Origin of the sequence: Prevotella sp. oral taxon 313 (assembly GCF_003043935.1) — a bacterium.
In the GTDB taxonomy this organism is placed as follows: Bacteria; Bacteroidota; Bacteroidia; order Bacteroidales; family Bacteroidaceae; genus Prevotella; species Prevotella jejuni.
Genome location: NZ_PYXE01000001.1, coordinates 1815369 through 1839662 on the forward strand (window position 1 = coordinate 1815369; position 24294 = coordinate 1839662).

General features: G+C 42.5%; 19 protein-coding genes and 1 tRNA gene. 13 read left to right on the top strand and 7 right to left on the bottom strand.

What is annotated here, in order from left to right; genetic code table 11:
• The first annotated feature begins 10 nt into the window (after positions 1-10).
• The 9 genes from AXF23_RS07110 (at position 11) to AXF23_RS07155 (ending at position 10680) form a co-directional block, all read left to right on the top strand.
• A complete protein-coding gene (locus tag AXF23_RS07110; RefSeq protein WP_107624818.1) occupies positions 11-2053 on the top strand; it encodes a hypothetical protein in 2043 nt (680 codons plus the stop codon).
• A gap of 807 nt (positions 2054-2860) precedes the next feature.
• Positions 2861-3409, top strand: coding sequence for a DUF1599 domain-containing protein (locus tag AXF23_RS07120; RefSeq protein ID WP_107624820.1), 549 nt, complete (start codon positions 2861-2863; stop codon positions 3407-3409).
• Positions 3402-5522 carry a BT_3928 family protein gene (locus AXF23_RS07125; RefSeq protein WP_107624821.1) on the top strand — a complete coding sequence of 707 codons (2121 nt, stop codon included), beginning with the start codon at positions 3402-3404 and terminating at the stop codon, positions 5520-5522. Before AXF23_RS07120 ends, AXF23_RS07125 begins: the two co-directional genes overlap by 8 nt.
• A 97-nt stretch (positions 5523-5619) precedes the next feature.
• Positions 5620-6285: an SPOR domain-containing protein gene (locus tag AXF23_RS07130; protein WP_107624822.1), complete on the top strand. Its 666-nt coding sequence runs from the start codon at positions 5620-5622 to the stop codon at positions 6283-6285.
• A gap of 67 nt (positions 6286-6352) precedes the next feature.
• Positions 6353-6946 carry a GTP cyclohydrolase I FolE gene (gene folE / locus AXF23_RS07135; RefSeq protein ID WP_107624823.1) on the top strand — a complete coding sequence of 198 codons (594 nt, stop codon included), beginning with the start codon at positions 6353-6355 and terminating at the stop codon, positions 6944-6946.
• Positions 6947-6979: 33 nt separating this feature from the next.
• Positions 6980-7597: a DUF4840 domain-containing protein gene (locus tag AXF23_RS07140; protein WP_107624824.1), complete on the top strand. Its 618-nt coding sequence runs from the start codon at positions 6980-6982 to the stop codon at positions 7595-7597.
• Between the two features lie 56 nt (positions 7598-7653).
• Entirely contained in the window at positions 7654-8403 is a 750-nt protein-coding gene (locus tag AXF23_RS07145) for an exodeoxyribonuclease III (protein WP_107624825.1), read from the top strand.
• Between the two features lie 9 nt (positions 8404-8412).
• The gene (locus AXF23_RS07150; RefSeq protein WP_107624826.1) at positions 8413-9165 is read left to right on the top strand and encodes an SGNH/GDSL hydrolase family protein; all 753 of its coding nucleotides are present in this window, start codon (positions 8413-8415) and stop codon (positions 9163-9165) included.
• Between the two features lie 33 nt (positions 9166-9198).
• Positions 9199-10680, top strand: coding sequence for an MBOAT family O-acyltransferase (locus tag AXF23_RS07155; RefSeq protein ID WP_107624827.1), 1482 nt, complete (start codon positions 9199-9201; stop codon positions 10678-10680).
• Positions 10681-11040: 360 nt separating this feature from the next.
• Here the strand turns inward: AXF23_RS07155 and AXF23_RS07160 are convergent, their stop codons facing one another.
• The 5 genes from AXF23_RS07160 to xpt all read right to left on the bottom strand — a co-directional run bounded on the left by AXF23_RS07160 (position 11041) and on the right by xpt (position 15820).
• Positions 11041-12150 carry an energy transducer TonB gene (locus AXF23_RS07160; protein ID WP_107624828.1) on the bottom strand — a complete coding sequence of 370 codons (1110 nt, stop codon included), beginning with the start codon at positions 12148-12150 and terminating at the stop codon, positions 11041-11043.
• Positions 12147-12710, bottom strand: coding sequence for a DUF4251 domain-containing protein (locus AXF23_RS07165; protein WP_107624829.1), 564 nt, complete (start codon positions 12708-12710; stop codon positions 12147-12149). Before AXF23_RS07165 ends, AXF23_RS07160 begins: the two co-directional genes overlap by 4 nt.
• A gap of 149 nt (positions 12711-12859) precedes the next feature.
• A complete protein-coding gene (locus AXF23_RS07170; protein ID WP_107624830.1) occupies positions 12860-13312 on the bottom strand; it encodes a hypothetical protein in 453 nt (150 codons plus the stop codon).
• A gap of 310 nt (positions 13313-13622) precedes the next feature.
• Positions 13623-14966, bottom strand: coding sequence for a nucleobase:cation symporter-2 family protein (locus tag AXF23_RS07175; protein WP_089365566.1), 1344 nt, complete (start codon positions 14964-14966; stop codon positions 13623-13625).
• A 281-nt stretch (positions 14967-15247) separates the two neighbouring features.
• Positions 15248-15820 carry a xanthine phosphoribosyltransferase gene (gene xpt / locus AXF23_RS07180; RefSeq protein WP_009012297.1) on the bottom strand — a complete coding sequence of 191 codons (573 nt, stop codon included), beginning with the start codon at positions 15818-15820 and terminating at the stop codon, positions 15248-15250.
• Between the two features lie 222 nt (positions 15821-16042).
• Here xpt and AXF23_RS07185 point away from each other — a divergent pair, with 222 nt between their 5' ends.
• Entirely contained in the window at positions 16043-18118 is a 2076-nt protein-coding gene (locus AXF23_RS07185; RefSeq protein WP_107624831.1) for a TonB-dependent receptor plug domain-containing protein, read from the top strand.
• A 181-nt stretch (positions 18119-18299) separates the two neighbouring features.
• Here the strand turns inward: AXF23_RS07185 and AXF23_RS07190 are convergent, their stop codons facing one another.
• Positions 18300-20465 carry a family 20 glycosylhydrolase gene (locus AXF23_RS07190; RefSeq protein ID WP_107624832.1) on the bottom strand — a complete coding sequence of 722 codons (2166 nt, stop codon included), beginning with the start codon at positions 20463-20465 and terminating at the stop codon, positions 18300-18302.
• Between the two features lie 283 nt (positions 20466-20748).
• Between AXF23_RS07190 and AXF23_RS07195 the strand changes: the two genes are divergently transcribed.
• Positions 20749-21834: a hypothetical protein gene (locus tag AXF23_RS07195; protein ID WP_107624833.1), complete on the top strand. Its 1086-nt coding sequence runs from the start codon at positions 20749-20751 to the stop codon at positions 21832-21834.
• Positions 21835-22330: 496 nt separating this feature from the next.
• Here AXF23_RS07195 and AXF23_RS07200 read toward each other — a convergent pair.
• Positions 22331-22408, bottom strand: a tRNA-Pro gene (locus AXF23_RS07200).
• Positions 22409-22531: 123 nt separating this feature from the next.
• On the opposite strand from AXF23_RS07200, the gene aroA reads away from it, so the two are divergent.
• Positions 22532-23785: a 3-phosphoshikimate 1-carboxyvinyltransferase gene (gene aroA, locus AXF23_RS07205; protein WP_107624834.1), complete on the top strand. Its 1254-nt coding sequence runs from the start codon at positions 22532-22534 to the stop codon at positions 23783-23785.
• Between the two features lie 54 nt (positions 23786-23839).
• Positions 23840-24238 (top strand): hypothetical protein, encoded by a 399-nt coding sequence (locus AXF23_RS07210; protein ID WP_107624835.1) that lies wholly within the window; start codon positions 23840-23842, stop codon positions 24236-24238.
• Positions 24239-24294 lie beyond the last annotated feature (56 nt).

The window sequence follows — 24294 nt, forward strand, 5'->3', positions numbered from 1 at the left end:
AAAGTATTATATGAAACAATTTAAAGCATACTTACTGTGCTTAGGACTTGCACTTATCACAGTATCATGTTCTCAAGACGATTTCGGAAACGGCGACAGTGACAGTGAGGAGCTCGTTGAGATGAGCTTTATTGCAGGATCTTCACAGCCTGTCACACGTACAGTACTTGGCTCAGACGGTGCAACTGTTACTTGGCAAGCAAACGATAAGATTGGTATTGGTTTTAAAGGATACCAACCCAAGAATTACCCCTTCACAACTCCCACCGCAGGAAGCGACGTACATTTCTGGGGAAAAGCACCAAATGTCAATAACGTATCATACTTCATGATGTATCCTTATCAGCAGGATGCAAAGATTTCAGCAAACAGTAACACCCAAGCAATATACCAATACAACTTTCCAAAGGAACAAAATGCCATTGCAGGCACATTTGATTCAAAGGCGAATGTATCTGTTGGTATCATTCCACAGCGTGGAAAACCATTCATTGCATACAATGTTGGTGGTTTGCTCCGCTTTACCATCAAAGGAACTTCAAACGTAAAGCAGGTAAAGTTACTTGCTATTGGGCAGGAGAACCTTGCTGGTAATTTAAAGTCAACCATCACTTTTGCTAATGATGGAAAGATTAGTGCGGCTAAAAACGAGTTCACTAAGGCTTCTCCAGTGGTAAACCTCAAAGCCGAGTCTGGCACTCTTGAGGAGAATAAGGCATATTACATAGCACTCCCTGAACAAAAGCTTTCACAGGGTTTGACGCTTGTCTTTATCATGCAGGATAGCAAAGCTATCTTGAAGAAGGTTAAGCAAGAAATCAACATTCAGCGTGCCAAGGTTTACGACCTCGGTGAGATGACGCTTGATGCATCTAAGGCTAAGGCTTTCATCCTCAAAAACCAGGGTTTAATTGAGGCTGTTGGTGCAAAGGTATCAGGCTTAACAAGAACCGCAGATGGTCACTTGGATATTTATGCTGCAGACAACTTGGAGAAGATCCTTTCTTACAAGGGAATGTTAGAAGTCAATAACAAAGACAACTTCACGTCAATTGATGAGCTACAATACTATCGCAATATTAATGGTCTGAACCTTCAAGGTAACAAGAATCTTGCAGGAGAGCTTAATCTCAACAAGTATCCACAGCTCACTGGACAAATAGTAATTAGTGGTAGCCCACTGGTCACAAAGATTAATGTGACAGGATTAGATAAGATAACACAGTTACAAGCGCATCATCTGGATGGAATGACTGAAGTTGTAACAGGTGGTAACACTAAGCTCAACTTATTCGCAGTGTATAATAACAACAGCCTTCAGTCGGTTGATGCAAGCAATATGCCTACATTAACAACCTTACAGACATATTATAGTCCCAATATACAGACTATCAACACCACCAATTCACCAAACTTGAACGACTTTAATGGTCTCTCTAACGGTAGTCTTCAGAACTTCATCGGATTGTCAGATAACTCAAAGCTGCAGAGATTTTGGGCATCAGGTTCAAGGATTGAAAGCTATGACTTCAGCAAGATGACAAACCTAAGGGATGTCAATCTTGCAAGTGCTGCAGTAAAAGAAATCAAAGGACTGTCTGCTGCTGGTGCTAACTTGAAAGAACTTCAGCTATCAAATACACATGTAGGTTCATTGGATGTATCAAACAATCCAAACCTCACAAAGCTTGACTTATATAATGTAAGGGAGATGTCTGCATTGGATGTAACGCATAATCCAAACTTAATATATTTGCGAACAACCTTTATCCCATTTACATCTCTCGACTTATCGAACAATACAAAGTTGGAAGAGTTAAGTATTGCGCATTGTAGATTTTCATCATTTGACATACGTCACATGCCAAACTTGGCGAAGTTTTTTGCTGGTAGTCAAGAGCCAAATGGCTTCTTGGCAAATATTACAGTCACAATGACTGCTGCACAAAAGGCTAAACTGGAACAAGTAAAGCCATTCAAAGAAAGTGCTAACGATGACAGAGCCAATCACGATGACACTAATAGTTGGGTAAAAGTAGTAGTAGCACCATAAAACTATACTGCGTTTACACATACATCCACAGAGCGGGAACACCTTTAACAGGCGTTCCCGCTCTTTCATTTTATAATCTTTCGTATAGTTTTAGGCAAAGTATTACGAATATTGAAAGACTTTTTTTAATATCAAATCCCGCAGACAAGGATATGAAAAATCATTACATAATTCCGTATAAAACATCTATAAATAAAGGCAAAAACACTGATAAAAAGTGAGTATACAACCAACAGAAAATCAATTAGTTATAAAGTAGCACAAAGAAGATGCCTAATTAGACTCCAAAAGGGCCTTAGTTAGACCTCAAAAGGGCCCCTTCTACAACCCAATTAGCCGTCTTTAAGAAGCCAAAAGAGCATATATTGGTTTCGAACTGCATAAAATATTTTACAAACATCACACAATAAAGGAAATAAGTTGTTTGCAGAAGACGAGTAGATAGGGTATCAATTTGTATTTTACCCTGCAGTTTATCCTCCTTTGTGAGACCAACAGATATAAGAAAGTAATACCATACAAGTGTATAACCCTTTATTCTATTCACAACCAATAATTTAACGGACGAACCTTAAGGAATACGATTTCTCTCAAAAAGACTTAGGATTAAGACTCTCAGAAAGCCTTGTAATCCGACCGAAAGACACCTATCTATCTTCAACACAAAGACTGACAAAGGATATTCAAGTCCTTGTTGCAATCGCTCACAATGATTTACGAACCAACCTTAAAGACAGGAATAGTTGTTAATTCATTCGTTTATTACAGCGAAATTACGTATTTTTGCAGTCAAATCAATATAAGACTATGGCAAGTCAACTGACAAAGACACAGCAGGAATTTCAAGATGTACTCGCTGAGTGCAGAAGTCTTTTCGCAAAGAAGCTCCATGACTATGGTGCTTCATGGCGCATTCTGCGTCCTTCTTCCCTTACTGATCAGCTCTTTATCAAGGCGAAACGCATCCGTTCTTTGGAGATTACGGGTGAGAGTTTAGTAGGTGAAGGTATTCGTCCAGAGTTCATTGCGCTGATAAACTACAGTATCGTAGGACTTATCCAGTTGGAAAAGGGCTTTGTCGATAGCGTTGACATGACCCCTGACGAAGCTTTAGCTCTATACGATAGATACGCAAAAGAGGCCTACGAATTAATGATTAAGAAAAATCACGACTATGGCGAAGCATGGCGCGATATGCGTGTCAGCAGCTATACCGACCTTATCTTGACAAAGATCGAGCGTATCAAAGAGATAGAAGACCTTGGTGGAGCAACGCTTGTCAGCGAGGGTATCGATGCCAACTACATGGATATAATGAACTACGCAGTCTTTGGAACAATCAAACTACATGAATAAATTAAAGTCCATACTGGTAAACTTAAGCCGCACACTACTTGCTTTGACATTCATCTTCTCAGGCTTTGTCAAGGCAATTGACCCTTTAGGTTCGCAATATAAGATTGCAGAATACTTAGAGGCAGCGCAGTTGTCGGCATATATACCAGACTGGGCACAGTTGATGTTATCAGTCGGATTGTCAGCAATAGAGTTCACCTTAGGTGTGATGCTCTTGCTTGCTATACGTCGCCGACTCGCCAGCAAGCTCTCACTCATCATGATGGTAGTGATGACGCTCGTGACCCTTTGGCTTACTGTAAGCAATCCAATACAAGATTGTGGATGCTTCGGTGATGCCATTCACCTTACGAACATGCAGACTTTCATTAAGAATCTAATTCTCTTGACAGCAGCTATCATCCTTGCATGTTGGCCGCTTTATCAAGTTCGCTTTGTATCAAAAACAAACCAGTGGATAGCTTTCTACTTCACAATTGTCTTTATTGTCACAGCCTCCACACTGAGTCTTTATCATCTGCCTATCTTTGACTTCCGTCCTTATTACATCGGACAGAATATCAAAAAAGGGATGGAAATTCCCAAAGGGGCTAAGCTAACGACTTATAAGACGACCTTCATTTGTGAGAAGAATGGCGTAACAAAAGAGTTCACTGAGAATGATTACCCTTACAATGACTCAACATGGGTGTTCAAAGATACGCACCAAGAGATACTTGAAAAGGGTTACGAACCACCTATTCACGACTTTTCAATTACAGACGAAAAGACGGGAGAGGACCTTACTGACAGCATACTAACCAAGGATGGATATACCTTCCTACTCATTGCCCCTGTATTGGAGCGTGCAGACGATAGTAATTTTGGTGAGATAGATGCTATCTATGAATATGCTAAGGAAAATGGATATGGCTTCTATGGATTGACAGCAAGTACGGATAAAGCCGTAAAACATTGGCGAGACATCACTGGGGCAGAGTATCCTTTCTATACAACTGATGGGACAACCTTAAAGACTATCATCCGTAGTAACCCTGGTTTAGTACTGCTTTATAAAGGTACTATCATCAACAAGTGGAGTCATAACGACCTACCCAAACAAGCAGAACTGAACGCACCATTGTCACTCATAGAGATAGGACGCGAACCAGAGAATGAGACATGGACAAAGATAGTACTGATACTTATTTGCTATATCTTCCCACTGACCCTTCTCATCGTTGCAGATCGCATTTGGTCATGGACAAGATGGGTGAGAAAACGGGAGGAATGGCTTAAGCAGAAAGAGCAATGGATAATACAGAAAGAACAATCAAATAGATTATATCAACTTTTAAAACGTAAAAGACAAATGAGAAAGAAAATTGTAGCAGGTAACTGGAAGATGAACGAGACCCTGCAAGAAGGTGTTGCTTTGGCAAAGGAAATTAACGACTCATTGAAGGCAGAGAAGCCAAACTGTGATGTTGTTATCTGTACTCCATTCATTCACCTTGCAAGTGTTGCAGAAGTTTTAGACGCTGAGGGCGTTACTCTCGGTGCTGAGAACTGTGCTGATAAGGCTAAGGGAGCTTACACAGGTGAGGTTTCTGCCGCTATGGTAAAGAGCACTGGTGCACAGTATGTAATCCTTGGTCACTCAGAGCGTCGCCAGTACTACGGTGAGACAGCAGAGATTTTGAAGGAGAAGGTACAGTTGGCTTTGGCTAACGGCTTGAAGGTTATCTTCTGCTGCGGCGAGACTCTTGAGGAGCGCGAGGCTGAGAAGCAGAACGAGGTTGTAAAGGCTGAACTCGAGGGGTCAATCTTCCACCTCACAGCTGAGGAGTGGAAGAACATCATCTTGGCTTATGAACCAATCTGGGCTATCGGTACTGGTAAGACAGCTACATCTGATCAGGCTCAGGAGATGTTAGCTTATATCCGCTCAATCGTTGCTGAGAAGTATGGTAAAGAGGCTGCTGAAGACACATCTATCCTCTATGGTGGTAGCTGTAACGCAAGCAACGCTGCAGAGTTGTTCAGTAAGTCAGACATTGATGGTGGTTTGATTGGTGGTGCTTCACTGAAGGCTGCTGACTTCAAGGCTATCATCGACGCTTGGAAGAAGTAATTAAAGAATATCTAAGAGGCTGTATCAATCTGTCACTCGGTCAACAACCCTTGGCATCTTTGATACAACCTCTGTTTCACTTATCACAGACTAAAGAATGAAAAGACTCCTTACAATCATAGTTCTTATGCTGACTTCCATTGTGGCTGCTAATGCCCAAGGGTCGGTAACGGTATCACAGAGTGCCGAGATTGACGCATTGGTGAATGGTAAGAAAGCTTCAAAGAAAAATAATAAAGACCGACAGAAAGTAGAGAGTCAAAACGAGAGCGCACGTCCAGCTATCAAGACACCAGACACGAGACAGCTGACTGTCCCGAAGCTAAACGAGCATAAACCAGAAATAGCACGCCCTGACAACAGCACCTTACAACCAGTTAGGACCAAGATGGTCAAACGTTTAGTCAGAAGACCGCACGTCCCTTCATGGGATGAAGTAGACGAGACGCGGATTGTGACCAAACGTATTAAGAAAGGAACACAGAAGGTTAGAGGCTTCCGAGTACAAGTTTATAGTGGTGGTAACACTCGTATTGCTCATCAACAGGCTGACAAGGCTGGTCAGAAAGCCAAGGAGCTATTCCCAGACCAGCCCGTTTACGTACATTTCTATTCGCCCCGTTGGATGTGTCTTGTGGGTAATTTCACTAACTATAATGCAGCTAAGAAGATTATGCGGACGCTTCGTACAGAGGGTTATCCACATGCCAATGTAGTCCGTATGATGGTAACCATTAAGACATCTCAGGTCGTAAGTAACTAAAGGTCCTACCTTTTATTAATAGGGCGAAGGACCAGAACATATACAATTAACAAGAAACTATAATAATATGATTCCTGAATCACCATTCCGAGAAGGGTTAGACGAACTCGCATCACACTACAACCAGGTGCTTACTCTCTTAGGAGAAGACCCAGAAAGAGAAGGTTTGGAAAAGACTCCAATGCGTGTTGCAAAGGCAATGCAGGTACTTACGCGTGGTTATACACAAGACCCACATAAAGTATTGACCGATGCCTTGTTTGAAGAGAAGTATAATCAGATGGTTATAGTCAAAGACATTGACTTCTTCTCTATGTGCGAACACCACATGCTACCGTTCTATGGGAAGGCTCATGTGGCGTATATTCCGAAAGGATATATTACTGGTTTGAGCAAGATAGCACGTGTTGTAGATATCTTCTCACATCGTTTACAAGTGCAGGAACGCCTAACGGAACAGGTGATGCAGTGTATTAATGATACGCTGAAGCCACAAGGTGTGATGGTTGTCATCGAAGCAAAGCACATGTGTATGCAGATGCGTGGTGTGGAGAAGCAGAACTCTATCACCACAACAAGTGCTTATAGCGGTGTGTTTGAATCAAGTAAGACCCGCAACGAGTTTATGGACTTGCTACGCGGTGAGACCAAGAGAATATAGAAGAAATAAACAATAAACTTAAAACCCAAAGTTATGAGAAAGACTATAAAAGCCACAATGATAGCCATTTGTGCACTTGTGATAACATTGTTTACGGCAAGCTGTTCAAAAGACAACAATATTCCTGACGCAGAAAAGACTGCGGAACAAGCGCTCAACAACATGGTCGGCACCTATAATGGCACTTTGAGAACTGATAATAACACACCCAACTCAGTCTTGACAATAGTCACTTGGACAGCAAACAAGAACTCTACTATTATAGTTAACGACTTTCCTTATAATTTGTTAGCGAATGGTGTATCAAAGAATACGTCATCTCCACTGTACACAACCCTGCTGAATGCGAAGAAAGCACCCCTAAAATTCTATATTACAACACTCCTACTACAAGATGACTACGTGCTTTTCAACTTATCGCCTAACTTCAAGTTTGATGTAACAGTAGGTGGTGAAACCTACGAGTTAACAGGCGTTGTTGCCTATAGGAATAATCTGTTTTATAATAGCTACACGATGAGTAGATCAGAGATGGCAATACAATTCACTATAAACAGCTTAGTGAGAATAGACAAGGCACACGCAACTGCAACTAAACAGGACGACTTTGACACACCTGTCAGCTTTTCTCTTACAGGGAGAAAGATATAAGACAACAACAAGTTCATTAAGATTAAATTAAGAATAACAGCTAAGAAAGAAATACAATGAAGTTTATTTCATGGAATGTAAACGGGCTTCGCGCCTGCGTAGGGAAAGACTTTGAGCAACAATTCAAGGACTTAAACGCTGATTTCTTCTGTCTTCAAGAGACGAAGATGCAAGCGGGACAACTCGACCTCAGCTTTCCTGGTTATGAATCTTACTGGAATTACGCTGACAAAAAAGGCTATTCTGGTACCGCTATCTACACTAAGCATAAGCCGTTGAACGTCACCTACGGTATTGATATTGATGAGCACGACCATGAGGGACGTGTGATTACACTCGAGATGGATGATTTCTACCTCATAACCGTCTATACACCGAACTCACAGGACGGGCTTCGTCGATTGGACTATCGCATGAAGTGGGAAGATGACTTCCAAGCTTATCTTCACAGACTCGATGCTATTAAGCCCGTTATCGTATGTGGTGACATGAATGTTGCCCATCAGGAGATAGACCTTAAGAACCCAAAGACCAACCACAAGAATGCTGGTTTCACAGATGAAGAGCGTGAGAAGATGACCCAATTGCTAAGTAATGGCTTCATCGACACCTTCCGTACCCTTTATCCAGAGCAGGTTACTTACTCTTGGTGGTCGTATCGTTTCCGTGCAAGAGAGAAGAACACGGGGTGGCGTATCGACTATTTCCTTATCTCAGAACGTCTCAAAGACCGCCTTGAAGACGCCAAGATTCATACAGAGATTATGGGAAGCGACCATTGTCCTATAGAGATCACCTTGAAATAAGACGCTCGTATGCAGGCCCAGATAAAGACATTACTCTTGATGGCTGCTGTCATGGCAGCCATTATTGTCTATGCCGTTATCCCAACAGAGATAACTTTGGGCAGCTATACCATCCGCAAAATTACCCTTGCCAACCTCAGTCAACCACTTATTGAGAGGTCAAAACCCATAAAGCATACCGTTAAGAAGGTGCGTCGCAACCAGACTATCCTTTTTATAGGAGACTCTATGGTGGAAGGACTATCACGTAGGTTGGGTGATTATGCAGGTGAGAACGGCCATAAACTATATACCGTCATCTGGTATAGTTCTACTACTGAGCGCTGGGGAACAACCCAAACATTAGAGCACTTCATTGCAGAATACAAGCCAACCTACGTCCTTATCTGTCTTGGAAGTAATGAGTTATTCATCAACGACCTTGCCAATCGCACGCAATACGTACAGCAGTTGGTAAAAAAGTTAGGTAATCTCCCCTTCGTATGGATAAGTCCTTCTAACTGGAACGGCGACACTGGCATCAATGATGTTATAGAAGAGAATGTCGGGAAGGGCCATTTCTTCGACAGTCGTAACCTTAAACTCAAAAGAGGTAGCGACCATTATCACCCTACCTGGGCTGCAGCAGCCTACTGGATGGATACCGCTGCGAAGTTTATTAGGAGTAAGGAGTGTGCCAACCCACTGCTACTTAATAAACCCAAAGCCCATCATAAGGCTACGAATACAAAGCTTTTACAACCTTCCTTCGAGGGTTATTAAATAGGAAAGAAGCAGCACTTAAACGATTGATAAATGGCAGAGATAACACAGCTGACAACCGCCTTATTCGATTTCTTGTCTTCACAAGACAAGAACTGGTCGCTGTGTACATTTCCTTTCATGGTTTCCTTCCTTGTTTTCTTCGCTATTTACATCGGATTAAACCGCTATCGACCGATGTGGACCAAGGTCTACGTCATTGCTTTCAGCCTTTTCTTTGCTTTCAAAGCGAATGGAATATTGATGTGGCTATTGCCTATCATCACCATTAGCTCATGGTATCTCACTCGCTTTATGATGCGTTTAAAACGGGGAAAAGTGCGTAAAATCGGACTTGCCCTCGTCGTTCTATCAGAGTTAATACCCCTACTCTACTACAAATACACAAACTTTACCCTTGAGATATTCCATGAACTCCTACGTAGTAACTTCTCTCCTGAGAAGATGCTGCTGCCTGTCGGTATCTCTTTCTTCACCTTTCAAGCTATCAGCTACACCGTTGATGTCTATAAGGGGCGCTATCCCAAGACAGCAGAACTCATTGACTACGCTTTCTACCTTACCTTTTTCCCACTCCTTATCGCTGGTCCTATCACCCGTGCTGAGGTATTACTTCCACAGGTTCAAACGCCGAGAAACAAGGTCGACGACCGCCTTGTCTATAAAGGACTATGGCTCATCATCTGCGGATTAATAAAGAAAGCCCTCATAGCCGACTATATCGCACAATACAATAACATTGTTTTTGATGCCCCAGCAAGCCAAAGTGGCTTCGGTGACCTGATGGGTGTATTAGGTTTCTCAGTACAGATTTACTTCGATTTCGCAGGCTATAGCGACCTTGCCATTGGTGTTGCTGCACTGATGGGATACGAATTAAAAGACAATTTCAGATTCCCTTATCAGAGTCTGAACCTCACTGAGTTCTGGCATCGTTGGCATATAGCCCTCTCCACATGGTTCCGTGACTATCTTTACATCCCATTGGGAGGAAACAGGAAAGGCGAACTACGCACCTACCTCAATAGCTTCTTAGCAATGATTGTGGCTGGTCTTTGGCATGGCGCATCGTGGATGTTCGTCGTATGGGGTGTACTTCATGGTATTGGACTGGTCATTCATAAGTTCTGTCGAAACAATGGATTGGATAAGATACCAGACAATAAATACACAAAAGGTATCAGTTGGTTTATTACGTTTAGCTATGTTTCCCTTGCATGGATATTCTTTCGTGCGGCGGACATAACGACTGCTACGACATTAATCAGCAATATCCTGCATACTATCAGCCTCTCAGATGCCTACACCTTCCTAATGGAATACCCACTATGGTTGGCCGTTGTACTCATAAGCTTAGAACTTCATAGCATCCGAGAGGCTGACTATAACTGGCTACAAAGTAAGTTTATCAATTCTTCATGGCTCGTGAAGCTGTGTATCTTTGCTGTTATTCTGCAGTTGGTAATCAACCTCAGTCACCATAGTATTCAACCTTTCATCTATACACAATTCTAAGTAAGCCCCAAGAGGACCGACAACTATGCCATTATAGTGGCACTTATAGGGCTAAGACCACCGTCTTCAATGGGTCTTCTAAAGGAAGACTATAAGTCACAAGTCCAACAGAAAAAGACTTGTCCCTCCCCTTCTTCAAATTATTTTCATGAAAAAAAATATTTTTCTTCATGAAAATAAATATTTCCACTCATGAAAATAAATGTTTCTTGTCATGAAAATATTTCACTTCTGATAATGAAGAATCACAAAGAATACACATTTTTACTCCCCAAACTGTACCCGTTTAGCAGCTTGTTTGCCGTTATTTCCACCGAAGACAACAAATGAAACAAATCATTATGGAGCTTATAACGACGCTTATTGGAAATGAAGAATAAGCGGGAGGTTATATCTGCAAGCCACAGGTTTACCATTGTGCATAGCAGGTTTCCAGCCTGTCAACAGTTGAAGAGCTGCTGCAATAGCACGATTTAACTCGATGTTATTAACCGTTAGAAAGGTGATATCTTTCAATGAACCATCCAAATCGACAATAAAAGAGACGAAAGTTTTATTCACAGGAGTCGTTTCGGGAGTAATACTCGTATAAGAAAGACTCTGCCCAATAGCGGCCGCTACATTCCCTTGAAACTGTGGCAATACTTCAGGGAACACCGAGTCAGTAGGTAAAGTAGTATATACAGCCTCCATAGGAAGATTTGTATTGCCTTCGGTTGATACCTTTTGCTTCATCCATCGCTTAAAGTCTTTAGAGAAAAGTACGTCGACCATATCATCAGTCACGTCTGAATAAACCCCTCCACTCTTGTCTACACCGAGGTCGAAGCGTATGTTTTGTCCTTCCAAAGCAAACTGATTAGGAAGGTGATCCCAGTCTATCGAGTCTGCTGTATGCGTGTTCGCCATATAATCTAATAGTTCACAGAACTGACTACGAATGTTAGCATCCTGCCACATACGTGTCTGATTGAACACATCCTTCTGTGTTAACACCTTCTTATTAATAAGGTCAAAGGTGAAATAAGAATACTTTTGCGTAATAACCCTTGTCTCGTTACGCTCCTCCAGACGGGCAAGGAAAGACACATACCGTCCCTGTTCTAACCATAGACAGCGCAAACCCATATCATAATAACGCCTTTCTGTCCCCGTATCGTCCTTTATCGCATGCACTTCTTTACCTTGTAAGGACTCGAACTTCTTCCACCCAGCATCATAACTATCTGATGCCCGTCCAAAAAAGAAGGCCGTAAGATACTGTTGTAACTCGGTCAGCACAGAACCACTCAAGCCCTTTGGCCATTCCAAATCCTTAGAGACAATCGTCAGCTTATTACCCTTCTCATACAGATGACGCGACGTCTCATAGAGCATAGCATCCTTAGATGCAATTGTTCCTGCCGTCTGTCCGTAGGCCACAAGGCTTACGAACAGTGACAGGAACAAAGTATAAAGTCGATTAATCATAATTTCATAAATGTTGTCTGCCGTCTCTTACTTGCTTTTTGACCCTTTGGTGTAAAAACATCATTAAGCTCCATCACACCAGAAAAGCTGATAGACTCCTTTCCACTGGGGTTGACGATAAGTGAGACAGTAGCATTGTCGAATACTTCAAGAACTATCTGATAACTCTCAAAATCATTACGTGTTGTCATGAAGATGCGCCGTCCGTCCTTCATCGGTTCTTCCTTATAACTCGTTAGAGGTTCAACAAGACTCAAGCCTCCGCCGCGTCCGTAAGGAATTTGGTAGACTCTACCGAAGTAAGGGAGAAAGAGACCGACAGAGTCACCGCTCACCTCCATCCCCCAGTCATACTGTAAATAGACTGCAGGACCTCGCATTGGATACATACGATCGACGAAGATGCGATAACGATGCTCTCCTAAGTGAGCCTTCACAGCAGCGGTTCGCAACTGATTCATCTTCTCCTTTGGTACAGGATTACCTTCGGAATCATAATAGGTAGTAGCACAACCTGCAATAAGGACCGCTACAAAAAGAAATAAAAATAACCGTTTCATTGTCTACCTCTCTTTCTTTTAAGTCGTTATAAATCCACTCTCATTTGTCCAAGAAGCTCCAGAACATGTTTACAAGACGATATATCGAACATAAAAAAGTGAATGTATGAACCTTAAAGACTTTTTTTTCAAATCTAAAAGTCGTCAGACTATTCTATCTTCTCTATCCTTGGCGCATCCATCTTCTCAATAGATGGAGCTGTCTGCTTGGCAGGAAGATCAGAAGAAGGAGCTACGTCTGGTGCTGGAGCAGCAATAGGAGCATCATGATGGGTCGTTTGTTCCCTCTCAGATGAGGCCTTGCCTTTTTCGTCTTTAGCGTTCTTATCTTTCTCAGCATCAGCTGTCTTATCCTCATCGGTCGTTTCCTTTTCCTTTGAAGGCTTCATGTCTGGCCAAAGATAATTACCGACAATATCAATCGTGTCCCTATCTGCGTTACGTTGTTGCACCTCTTCCTGCTCTTCTTCAGTCATGGGAGCATCGTCAGCAGCCACAATGAAATTATAAACTAACCCTAAGACCAAGAGGACAACCAGCCCACAAAGGACTTTAAAGGTCAACGACTTTCTAAATTTATGTTGTTTTTTTTGATCTGACATAGCCTTATTACTTTTCTTTTCTAAGGAGTTCTCTATTTAAGTTCATGGAGAAATGCAATCGGTACATTCTCCTTCTATCTTTTGCAAAGATAAACATTAAAAAGGAGAATGTACCGAAAGATTATTAAAAAATATGCTTTTTGCAGCAGTATTTAGGGGATAAAAGTGTTCTGAGACAGGATTTCTTTATTCGAAATGGAGGCTGTTCTTCATTACAAAACAGCCACAACACTGTTCCCTACAGCTGCCTTTCATCTACTGAGAACACGTGAATAGCGATAGATTCACTGTCGTTAAGCATCATTGTTGTCTATTCCTTAATACGGATAAGAGCATTGGCAATGATAGCGGTAAGGCCACCTGTCGTGATACCACTTGAGAAGATTGTCTTAATCATAGCGGGCATCTTATCAAGTATATTAGGTACTAACTCTACGCTCAGACCCATAGCAAAACTAATAGCCATAACCAACACTGCTTTACGAGTAATCTCTGTTGAAGCAATGATACGAATACCTGCAGCGGCAACAGTACCGAACATCAACAAGGTAGCACCTCCTAAAACAGGAGCAGGGATAAGTGAGAACACCCTACCAACCACAGGGAAGAGTCCTAAGAGTACTAATGCACCTGCAATGAAATAGCCCACATAACGGCTGGCAACGCCCGTAAGCTGTATCATACCATTGTTTTGGGCAAAGATAGAGTTAGGGAAACTATTGAAGACAGCGGCCAATAAGGAGTTGAAACCATCTGCTAACACTCCACCCTGTGCTCTCTTCAAGAAGACAGGACCCTCAACAGGCTCGCCAGAGATAAGCGAGTTGGCTGTAATATCGCCATAAGCTTCAACTGCCGTTACAAGGTAAATGAGCCCAAGACCTATGACTGCACCCAAATCAAGCCTAAACCCATATTTAAAAATGGTTGGGATAATAATCCCACCACTACCTTTAAGCGTTGAGAAATCTATCATCTTGAGTGCATAAGCAGCCACACAACCTATCAGTAAGCCCAATACTATGGACGCCATACGTAGGAATCTGTTGCTTGAACGATTGAAGAATATAATGCTCACCAGTACCAACAAGGCCAGACCAAGGTAGCGCATAGAACCGAATGTATGGTTATCTATGGCCGTCTGACCACCTCCACAGGAGCTGATACCAGCCTTAATAAGACACATACCGATAAGGGTAACGACAATACCTGACACCAATGGCGTGATTATCTTACGTGTATAAGGTAGGAGACGACTCACAACCATCTCTACAACAGAAGCTACGAGACAGGCACTGAAGATGTAACTGAGGCCTAACTCGACGTTCATCTTATGATTAACCATACCCAGCATACCTGCTCCTATGATTGGACTGATAAAAGAGAAGGACGTTCCTTGAATACAAAGGAGACCAGCACCAATCGGACCAAACCTACGACACTGAATTAAAGTAGCCAAGCCTGACACGAAGAGAGACATTGACACGAGGTAACCAGTGGTCGCCAAGTCGAATTTCAACGCCGAACTGATGATGAGAGGAGGTGTGATAATGGCTACGAAGATGGCTAACAGGTGCTGCAAAGCAGCAAAGACGGTTTCACGAAGCGGTGGACGATCATTCAGACCATAGATAAGTTCCTTTGACTTTTCCATTCTTTTCTATTATTAAATACTATAACTGAAGGTAAGATACCATACTTTTATAAAACGAAGATAGCAACTTTGGCTCTACCAAAGTTTATCTTTACACTAACTGAGTATATATGCAGGAGTCACTTAAAAGACGTTTCTATAATTCCAAAAGACACTCCTTCAAGACGAAGACCACTATATAAATAGGAGAAGACTACTATATAAATAGAAGCAAACTACTATATAAATAGGAGAAGACTACATTATATAATAAGAAAGGTGGGCACACAAGCCCACCTTATTTATACTTCTTTCATTTTAATCTCACAGTTATCAAGCGACTCGATGATAGCTAAGCTCTCACAACGAACGCCTTCCGCCTCAATCACCTCACGCCCATGTTGGAATGCTTTCTCTATAATGAAGCCCATACCAACCAGTTCTGCGCCAGCCTGCTTACAAAGGTCTATAATCCCTTTTGCCGCATTACCGTATGCTAAGAAGTCGTCTACGAACAACACCTTATCACCTTTACCAAGGTACTCCTTGGAGATTACGACATGATACTCCCTTTGTTTCGTAAACGAGAAGACCGTTGTTGAAAGCATGTCACCCATCGTTGAGGGTTTCTTCTTCTTCGCAAAGACCACTGGAAGGTCAAGGAGAAAACCCATCATAATGGCTGGTGCGATTCCACTCGCCTCTATTGTGATAATCTTATTGATTTCTGTTGATGCATAGCGGCGGATGAACTCCACGCAAATCTGCTTCATCAAATTAGGGTCCATCTGGTGATTAATAAACTTATCTACCTTCAAGATACCATTTGGGAAACACTTTCCATCCTTTAGGATACGGTCACGTAATGCTTTCATTGTGCAATTAATCGTTTTTCTACTTCGATAATTAATTGCCTACAAAAGTAGTAAAAATCTCAAATATAACATACATAAACGATGCTTTTTTCTATGTCTTACCTGCATAAAAGCTGATAATTATCGATTTACCCACGCTCTTCAAAAAAGTTTTATTACTTTTGCACTCGTTTTGCCGGTAAGGGTCTTTTACCCTTCCGACCTTTTATTTAATTATAAAATATGTACAAACCAAAAAATCAAAAGCGCAGTGTTCTGAAGTTCAAACGCTTCTCTAATCACGGCTACTCGCTCTTTGCCGTTCTTGGCAAGGAGGTTTTGATTGGTGTACTGAGTGTCGCTACCTTACAGAACGCTACAGCCAAGGGCATTAGCGTTAAGACTGAGAAGGCAGAGACAGACTCAACATTCGCCAACCGAGGTGTCTTGATGCAGGAAGTGAACGTGACAGGAACACGAGCACCACTGACAGTAAGTCAGCAGGCGAGAATGGTAACTGTACTAAGTCGTGAGGATATCCAAGCGGCACCAGTACAAAGTGTAAACGATTTGTTGAAGTATGCCGTCGGTGTTGACGTCCGACAGAAGGGTCCAATAGGTGCTTTAACCGACATAAGTATCCGTGGTGGCAACTCAGAACAAATCACTGTCCTCCTTAATGGTATTAATATCTGTGATGCACAGACAGGACATAACTCCTTTGACTTCCCTGTTGACATCAGTGAAATCGAACGAATAGAAGTCCTTGAGGGCCCAGCAGCCCGCGTTTATGGTACATCTTCTTTATTAGGTGCTATAAACATCGTAACCAGAACACCACAAAAAACAAGTCTCTCTGCCCATGTTGAAGGTGGTTCCTACGGCTATCTCAGTGCTGGCGTACGTGGTAATATTGCATCGAAAGACCACTGGAACAATCAGCTATCAGCTTCTTACACCCGCAGTGATGGCTATCTTCGTAACAAGGCGGGCAACCTCAATGCCGACTACCGCACTGCAAAGGCCTTTTATCAAGGAAATTATACAGATGAGGACATGGTCGTACGCTGGCATGCAGGTATGAGTCTGAAAGACTTTGGATCAAATACTTTCTATTCAGCAAAGTACGATGACCAGTTTGAACACACTTTCAAGACCTTCACAGCCATTCAAGCTGAGAACCTCCGAGGCCGCTTCCATATCCGTCCTTCTATCTATTGGAACCGCAATATGGACCGTTTCGAACTCTTCCGAGGTGCTGCCAACAAGTATCCATTCAACTATCATCGCACTGATATATATGGTGTTAACCTCAATGCTTACTTTGATTGGAACCTTGGACGTACTGCCTTCGCAGCAGAACTACGCAATGAAGACCTCGTCAGTGGTAACCTTGGCGAACCTCTCTCTCGTCCAAAGCATATCCACGGGACTGACAGAGACTACACCGTAGGGCTAAATCGCACGAATATTCAGTTTGTTCTTGAGCATAATATCATCCTTGACCGCTTCACGCTGTCAGCTGGCTTGACGGCTGTCAAGAACAGTCAGGCAGACATGCCAATGCATGTTTACCCAGGCGTTGACGCAAGTTATCGCATTGGAGACGCTTGGAAGTTATATGCTTCCTACAATTCATCACTCCGCATGCCGTCTTTCACCGAGCTATTCTACTCTGTTGGCGGTCATAAAGCCGACAAGCATCTCCGTCCGGAAGAACTTTCTGCATTCGAGGCAGGTGTGAAATACGACAACAAAGGTGTCACTGCTAAGGCAAGCCTTTACTGGAACAATCACAAGAACCTTATCGACTGGATTAGTGATGGAACATTAGATGCCAACGGAGCAGTACTATGGAAGAGTGTAAATTTCGGTAAGATAAAGCATTTCGGAACCGAGGCTTCACTCGACTTCGACCTCTATCAGCTTCTTCCTTCCCAAAAGTTCTTTAAGAAGTTTGGCGTGGCTTATAGCTACATCCACCAGAAGAAGGTTGATAATCAAGGTTATGTGAGTAAGTATGCGTTGGAATATCTGAAGAACAAGTTTGTCAGCAATCTTCAGTTGAACCTCTGGCGCAACCTTGATCTTGGTTTCTACTATCGCTTCCAACACCGAATGGGAAACTATATCGACACCAACAACCAGCTACAAAGGTATAAGAGCTATGGAGTTGTGGACAGTCGAATGAGTTGGAAAGCCTCAACATGGACCGCATACGTTGAAGCCAACAATCTATTTGGGGCTCATTACGTTGACTATGGGAACGTTCCACAGCCAGGCGCATGGGTCGTTGCAGGTGTAAGTCTGAACCTTTAGCGAATTATTTTCATGAAAAAAAATATTTTTCTTCACGACAAGAAATATTTTTTTTCATGAAGAAAAATAATTATCATCACGAAGAATAATTCATTACCTTCGTGATGATACTTTTATTTATAACGGTATGTCGTCATCGTAAAGACTTTCTTTTTACAGACTGACAACACTCATCAACACTCTATCTTACGTTTACTGCAATACCACGACGAAGCATATCATCCGCCAGCGGACGAACTCGTGTGAGGAACTCCTTATAATTTCTATGTTCAGGAACACTCCATCCTGCTTCAGCCAAAGCGGCTGCACGTGGGAAAGCTTGATAGTAAATACGCTCCGTGGAGTTGATACATTCGCTCCAAAGCGTACCACTCACACCGAGCAGATTGTCACGTACAAACACGCTATCCTGCCCCCATGCTGGGTCAAGACGATAGGTCTGTTCGAGCGTAGTGACCGGCATTCCCCAGTTCTTCTCGGGCATATCGCCTCGCTGCTGTGGATAGTCAAGGTAACAGTGCTCGCCCGGGCAGAGCATAATCTTAGCCTTATTGCGTACGGCAGCATCAATGGCTGTCTTCGTCAAACCATGTCGCCAAGCATAGACCACACAGCCCGGTTGAATCGTCTTAAACTCCTGCTCATACCAATACATCGGTGTCTTACCCAACGACTGCAGCTTATTAATCACACGATCAAATAGATATTGCTGCAACTGCCAGTTCTCTGTGTATCCTTCTTTCTGCTTCAATGCCTTACAAGCAGCACAATCTGACCATGCACCCAAAGGCGGCTGACCAGCCTCATCACCCCCTAAATGGACGTATGGGGCAGGGAACACATCGGCTAACTCAGTCAGGACATTATCGAGAAACTCATAGACAAATGGCTCTGCAGGGCAAAGCAACTCATTGCTCACACCACAAGTCAAGCGGATAGGGACTGGTTTCTTTGTACAAGACAGTTGTGGGAAACAGTGGACAGCAGCCACTTCGTGACCAGGAAGTTCAATCTCTGGTATCACCATGACATGATAGGTCGATGCAAAACGAACAAGTTCTCGCATCTGGTCTTGGGTATAATAGCCACGAATACGCTCTGGCATATCATCCATACCGACACGGTCGGAGGCCTTCTCTATAAGCTCTGGGTATTTCTTTATCTCTATTCTCCATCCTTGATCGTCAACAAGATGAAGGTGGAGAGCATTGAACTTATAGCGTGCCATCTCTACGATAAATCCCTTTAGGTCATTGAATGGGATGAAATGGCGCACTGGGTCGACCATTAACTCACGGATTGCCGTACGGGGCTGGTCGACTATATAGAGTGAAGGAAGCTGTATCGAACGGGCTGAAACACCGTTACCTATACAGAGTTGTTCGAGTGTCATCAGTCCATAGAATACCGCTGCAGGTGTGCGTCCTTTAATCGTTATACCCTTATCGTTCACCTGTAAGGTATAAGCCTCATCATTGGTAAGCGACTTGTCGAGTACAAGACGCACCATCGGACCAGCTTTATGCCTCTTCTTATAGACTGTTCGTTCACCGAGGATACGTTCTGCTTGCATCTTTTCGTTACTCAGTTCCTGTGGAGCCTCTACCCCAGCAACATCTTTCCATTGAAGAGCAAGCTTGGATTTATATACCTCCAACTTCAGTGGACGGGGTACAAGGAGATGCTCTGGGTCGCATACATTCTTCGTTTCGTGATGGCTGAAGAAGTTACGCCAGCCCGATGCGTTACGATAAGCCTTCTTTGCTTGTGTCGGGACTATCAATTTCACACGACTAAGGTCAATACCATCGAAAGCATTGTCAGCACAAACAGGAGGAATGACAGCTGAAAGTCGTACCTCACGCAATCCTCTACAATTAGCGAAAGCAAAGGCCCCTATACGAGTAGTGCCACCGAAGTTCAATCCAGTCAATTGACGACATCCATTAAAGGCCGAGGCCTCTACGACACGTGTCGTTGCGGGGAAAGAGAGTTCCCCACCAATCCCATCACATGCAAAGAACGCTTGACTACCGATAGAATCAAGTTTTGTAGGGAGGATGAGAGAAATAAGTCGATGACAAGAGTGCATTGCGTTGCGTGGTATCACCGTACAATTCGTTTTCGAAAGGTCAAGTATTGTCTCGTTTACCTTCACATCTCGTAAGGTTCTAAAGTTCTGTGCATTAGCCATCTGACCTAACAACAGGCAAGCAAAGAGTATTGACACGCCCTTACTTGCAACTCTTCTCCAAGAGAGGAGACTATTAAGTCGGTTCCTTTTATTAATAAACTGCAGAGGAGTCTGCCATAGATTTGCCCAAGAGATTACGCTCATTGTAGCCATTTTCTTGTTTGATTTAATTACGTAATACAATAGATTTTGGTTTTATCATCCCAGTAGAGTTGGCAAAGATACAAATAAGATTTGAGATAAAAACATTTTCCTTTAACATAACATATAATTCAACAAACTATTATAAACATTGCGAGATATTGAAGAAATTTATTATCTTTGCCCTACTCTTTACTCAAAGAAGTAGGGAAACGGTCTGTAATAGCCGACAAATATAACCACAACTATATCTCGAAACAGTATAGAAACAAATATAACTAAAAACATAAATGACATGGAAAAGACGTCTGAAAATCCTCAGCAGATAGAAACACAGGACAATAAGAATGACAAGAACAAAGCAACACCTGCCTATACACAACAACAGTTAGAGGCTAACACGCAGATTAAAGGGTTTCTTGCCATCTATCTCCTTACGGCTATCATTGGTGTTGTCTATAGCTTATTTCTTGGTTTGAAAGCCTATAATATATTAGGAGAAGACCTATCGAGCAATATTGCTATCGCAAATATATTTACCATCTTTACGCTTTGCTACACAGGAGTCTACACCATTTATGCCTTCATCAAACGCAAGGCTAATGCCGTGTTCTATGCTAAAACCTATGCAGGACTGATGCTCTTCGCTAATATACTGATACTCATCACCTCCCTTACAGAAGGACACTTGACGGCTGACTGCCTGGTTTATCTCGGTGGTCTCTGCCTCGGAATCAGCTGGATGGGCTATTTGTTTGTCTCAACCAAGGTGAAAGAGCTTGTTCACTCAGCCTGTCGTAATGCCCCACAAATGAACCGAGCAGTCATAATAGGCCTGTTCACCACATCAGTCGTGCTATTCCTCTTAGGAACACCAGATTTAGTAATGAACTTTACCACCAAAGCTAAGCAGAAAAAAGAGATGCTTAGTAGGAAGCTACAGCCTAACCAACGTACCAATGGAGTGTTTATCTTTACAATTCCAAAAGGTTTCACCTGTAATAGACAACAGCCTAAAAAAAAGTTACCTATCGACCCTTTGTTCGAATTACACAATAAATACGTTGGTGGTGCGGGCCTAACTGCATTCTATTTATCTGATGAATATACTGAAAAAGTTTATTGGAGTTGGGAAAAGGGAATACTCAAAAGTTTCGATGACGTTTCTCCTCAACTGATAGCAGAGGGTCAGGAGAAGATTAATGGTAATACTTGTACATACCGTATCAGGAAGATTGAGAAAAAAGGAGAAACTATCTTCTGGCGTTACTGTATCCTTATTGATAAGAAGAAAGAGAAGGGTTGTATCATATCTGCCTTCGACAATGGTGTATCTGTCGGTTATATCACCGAACTTACCAAATCTATAAAATTCGAATAAACACCTTTCTTTCTAAGGTAAGAGGTGAGGACAGTGGGAAGGTAACCCCTACTTTCCCTCCTTTACATTATAGCGTAACACGCTGACAACCTGTCCCTATACGAACGCAACACAACTTTTTGAAGAGTTATAAACCCTCCTTACGATTAGTGCTAAGCCCCCACACCGTGCATGTTCAGCCTCCGCAACATGCGTGCTGGGGCTTTGTGCGATGAAAAAGAACTGTAAGGAATGATTATAGTGATGCTCTCACCGTATAAAGAAATGTGCCTTCTCTTTTATAATCGTTATCCTACTGTATTTTAGGAGAAGCATGATAAGTTAAGAGTCTACCCAAGCCACAGACACATTCTATGGTTAATCAAAATTCATCTCTCGACTTAGTCTTCAATAGAGAACGACACCTACAATAGATAAACAGGATAAGAAAGAAATAAGTACACCTCTTTTAACAAAAAAAGGGACTGATAAACAGCCCCTTTGTAACAATGTTTCTTGGTCGGGATGACCAGACTCGAACTGGCGACCACTGGTCCCCCAGACCAGCATTCTAAACCTACTGAACTACATCCCGTATCTTTTAAGCAGTGCAAAATTAGTTACTTTCCACCATATTAGCAAACTTTTGGACTTCTTTTTCTCTATTCCCAAGTTTATTTTGTACTTTTGTCGTAGTATAAATCTGCACTAAATACACATGCAATACATCGTAAGTTGCCCCGAACATATTGATACTTCTATCATGCTTCCAGCATCAAAAAGTATCAGTAATCGTGCCCTTATTATCCAAGCACTCACAAAGGGAGGAATGATGCCTGAGAACTTATCTGATTGTGATGACACTGAGGTTATCATCCGTGGACTTGGTAAACAATCGGAAATCATAGACATCAAGGCGGCAGGAACGGCTATGCGCTTTATGACAGCTTACCTTAGTGCTACGGAAGGAGAACACACGCTTACAGGAACGGAGCGTATGAAACACCGTCCAATTGGTATTCTTGTGGATGCACTGCGCTATTTAGGGGCAGAGATTGAGTATGTTGGCGAAGAAGGCTACCCACCTCTCCATATCAAAGGTAGGCAACTTGAAGGGGGAACATTGCAGATAGCGGGTGATGTTAGCTCACAGTATATCTCTGCTCTACTGATGATTGCACCTATTCTGACGAAAGGCTTGGAACTAAAACTAACGGGTAACATTATCTCTCGACCCTATATAGACCTCACATTGCACCTTATGCATGAGTTTGGTGTAGCTGCCGAATGGTCTGACTTTGATACGATTAGAGTGAAGCCACAGCCCTATCAGCAACGAGCCTATACGATTGAAAGCGACTGGAGTGCTGCAAGTTATTGGTATGAGATACTTGCGCTGACAGATGACACCCAGTCAAAGGTAGCTTTACAAGGACTGAAAGATGGGTCAAGACAAGGCGACTCGACGGTAAGATACATCTTCTCACTACTCGGAATAAAGACGAGTTTTAAGGAGAAAGGCGTTAACGGAATGCCTGAAGCACTCTTAACCCGCCATTCACGTATGTTGAATAGAATGGACTATGACTTTACCAATCAACCAGACTTGGCCCAAACGCTCATTGCCGTATGTCCTATATTAGGAATACCATTCCATTTTACAGGCTTAAGAACCTTGAAGATAAAGGAGACCGACCGTATTGAAGCCATGAAAAGAGAAATGGAAAAGTTGGGATATATCCTCCATGAGGAAGAGGGGACGGCATTATCATGGACTGGTGAACGTTGTGAACCCATGACACAGCCAACGATTGACACCTACGAAGACCATCGCATGGCTATGTCGTTTGCCCCATTGGCTATCAAGTTAGGCGAGATACGCATCAACAACCCAGAGGTTGTGTCTAAATCTTACCCTCATTACTGGGCCGATTTACGCAAAGCAGGATTCAAGATACAGCAAGTAGATTAAGCAACTCCTATCAGAGTGTATCAAAGAAGCTAAAGAAAGCAAAGGAAGTAAAGAATGAGTATATTTCTTATTGGCATAGGAGCTCTATTTATATTAGCGATTATTGCAGCAATAGCGACAAAGTTCACTAAAAGAAAAGCAGGTGAACCTGATGTCATGATGCCCACCTCTGGTGACTGTTCATCCTGTGATGGGACAGATGACAAATGTGAACAAGTATGTATGATGGAGGCCGCAACAAAAGACATAGAGTATTATGACGACGAAGAACTTGACCGTTTTCGTGGTAGACCATCTAACCAATACACTGATGCGGAGGTGGAAGAGTTTGCTACCGTACTCTATACAATGCAGCCCCATGAGGTGAAAGGCTGGAATAGAAGCCTTATCCTTCGAGAAATCAATCTACCAGATCAAATCAAGGATGAGGTGATAACAATGATAGAAGGTTAAGTTCGTTATCTGTACCTATCGTAGTTTGAAGGCGCTTGCAATAGTACTGAACATCA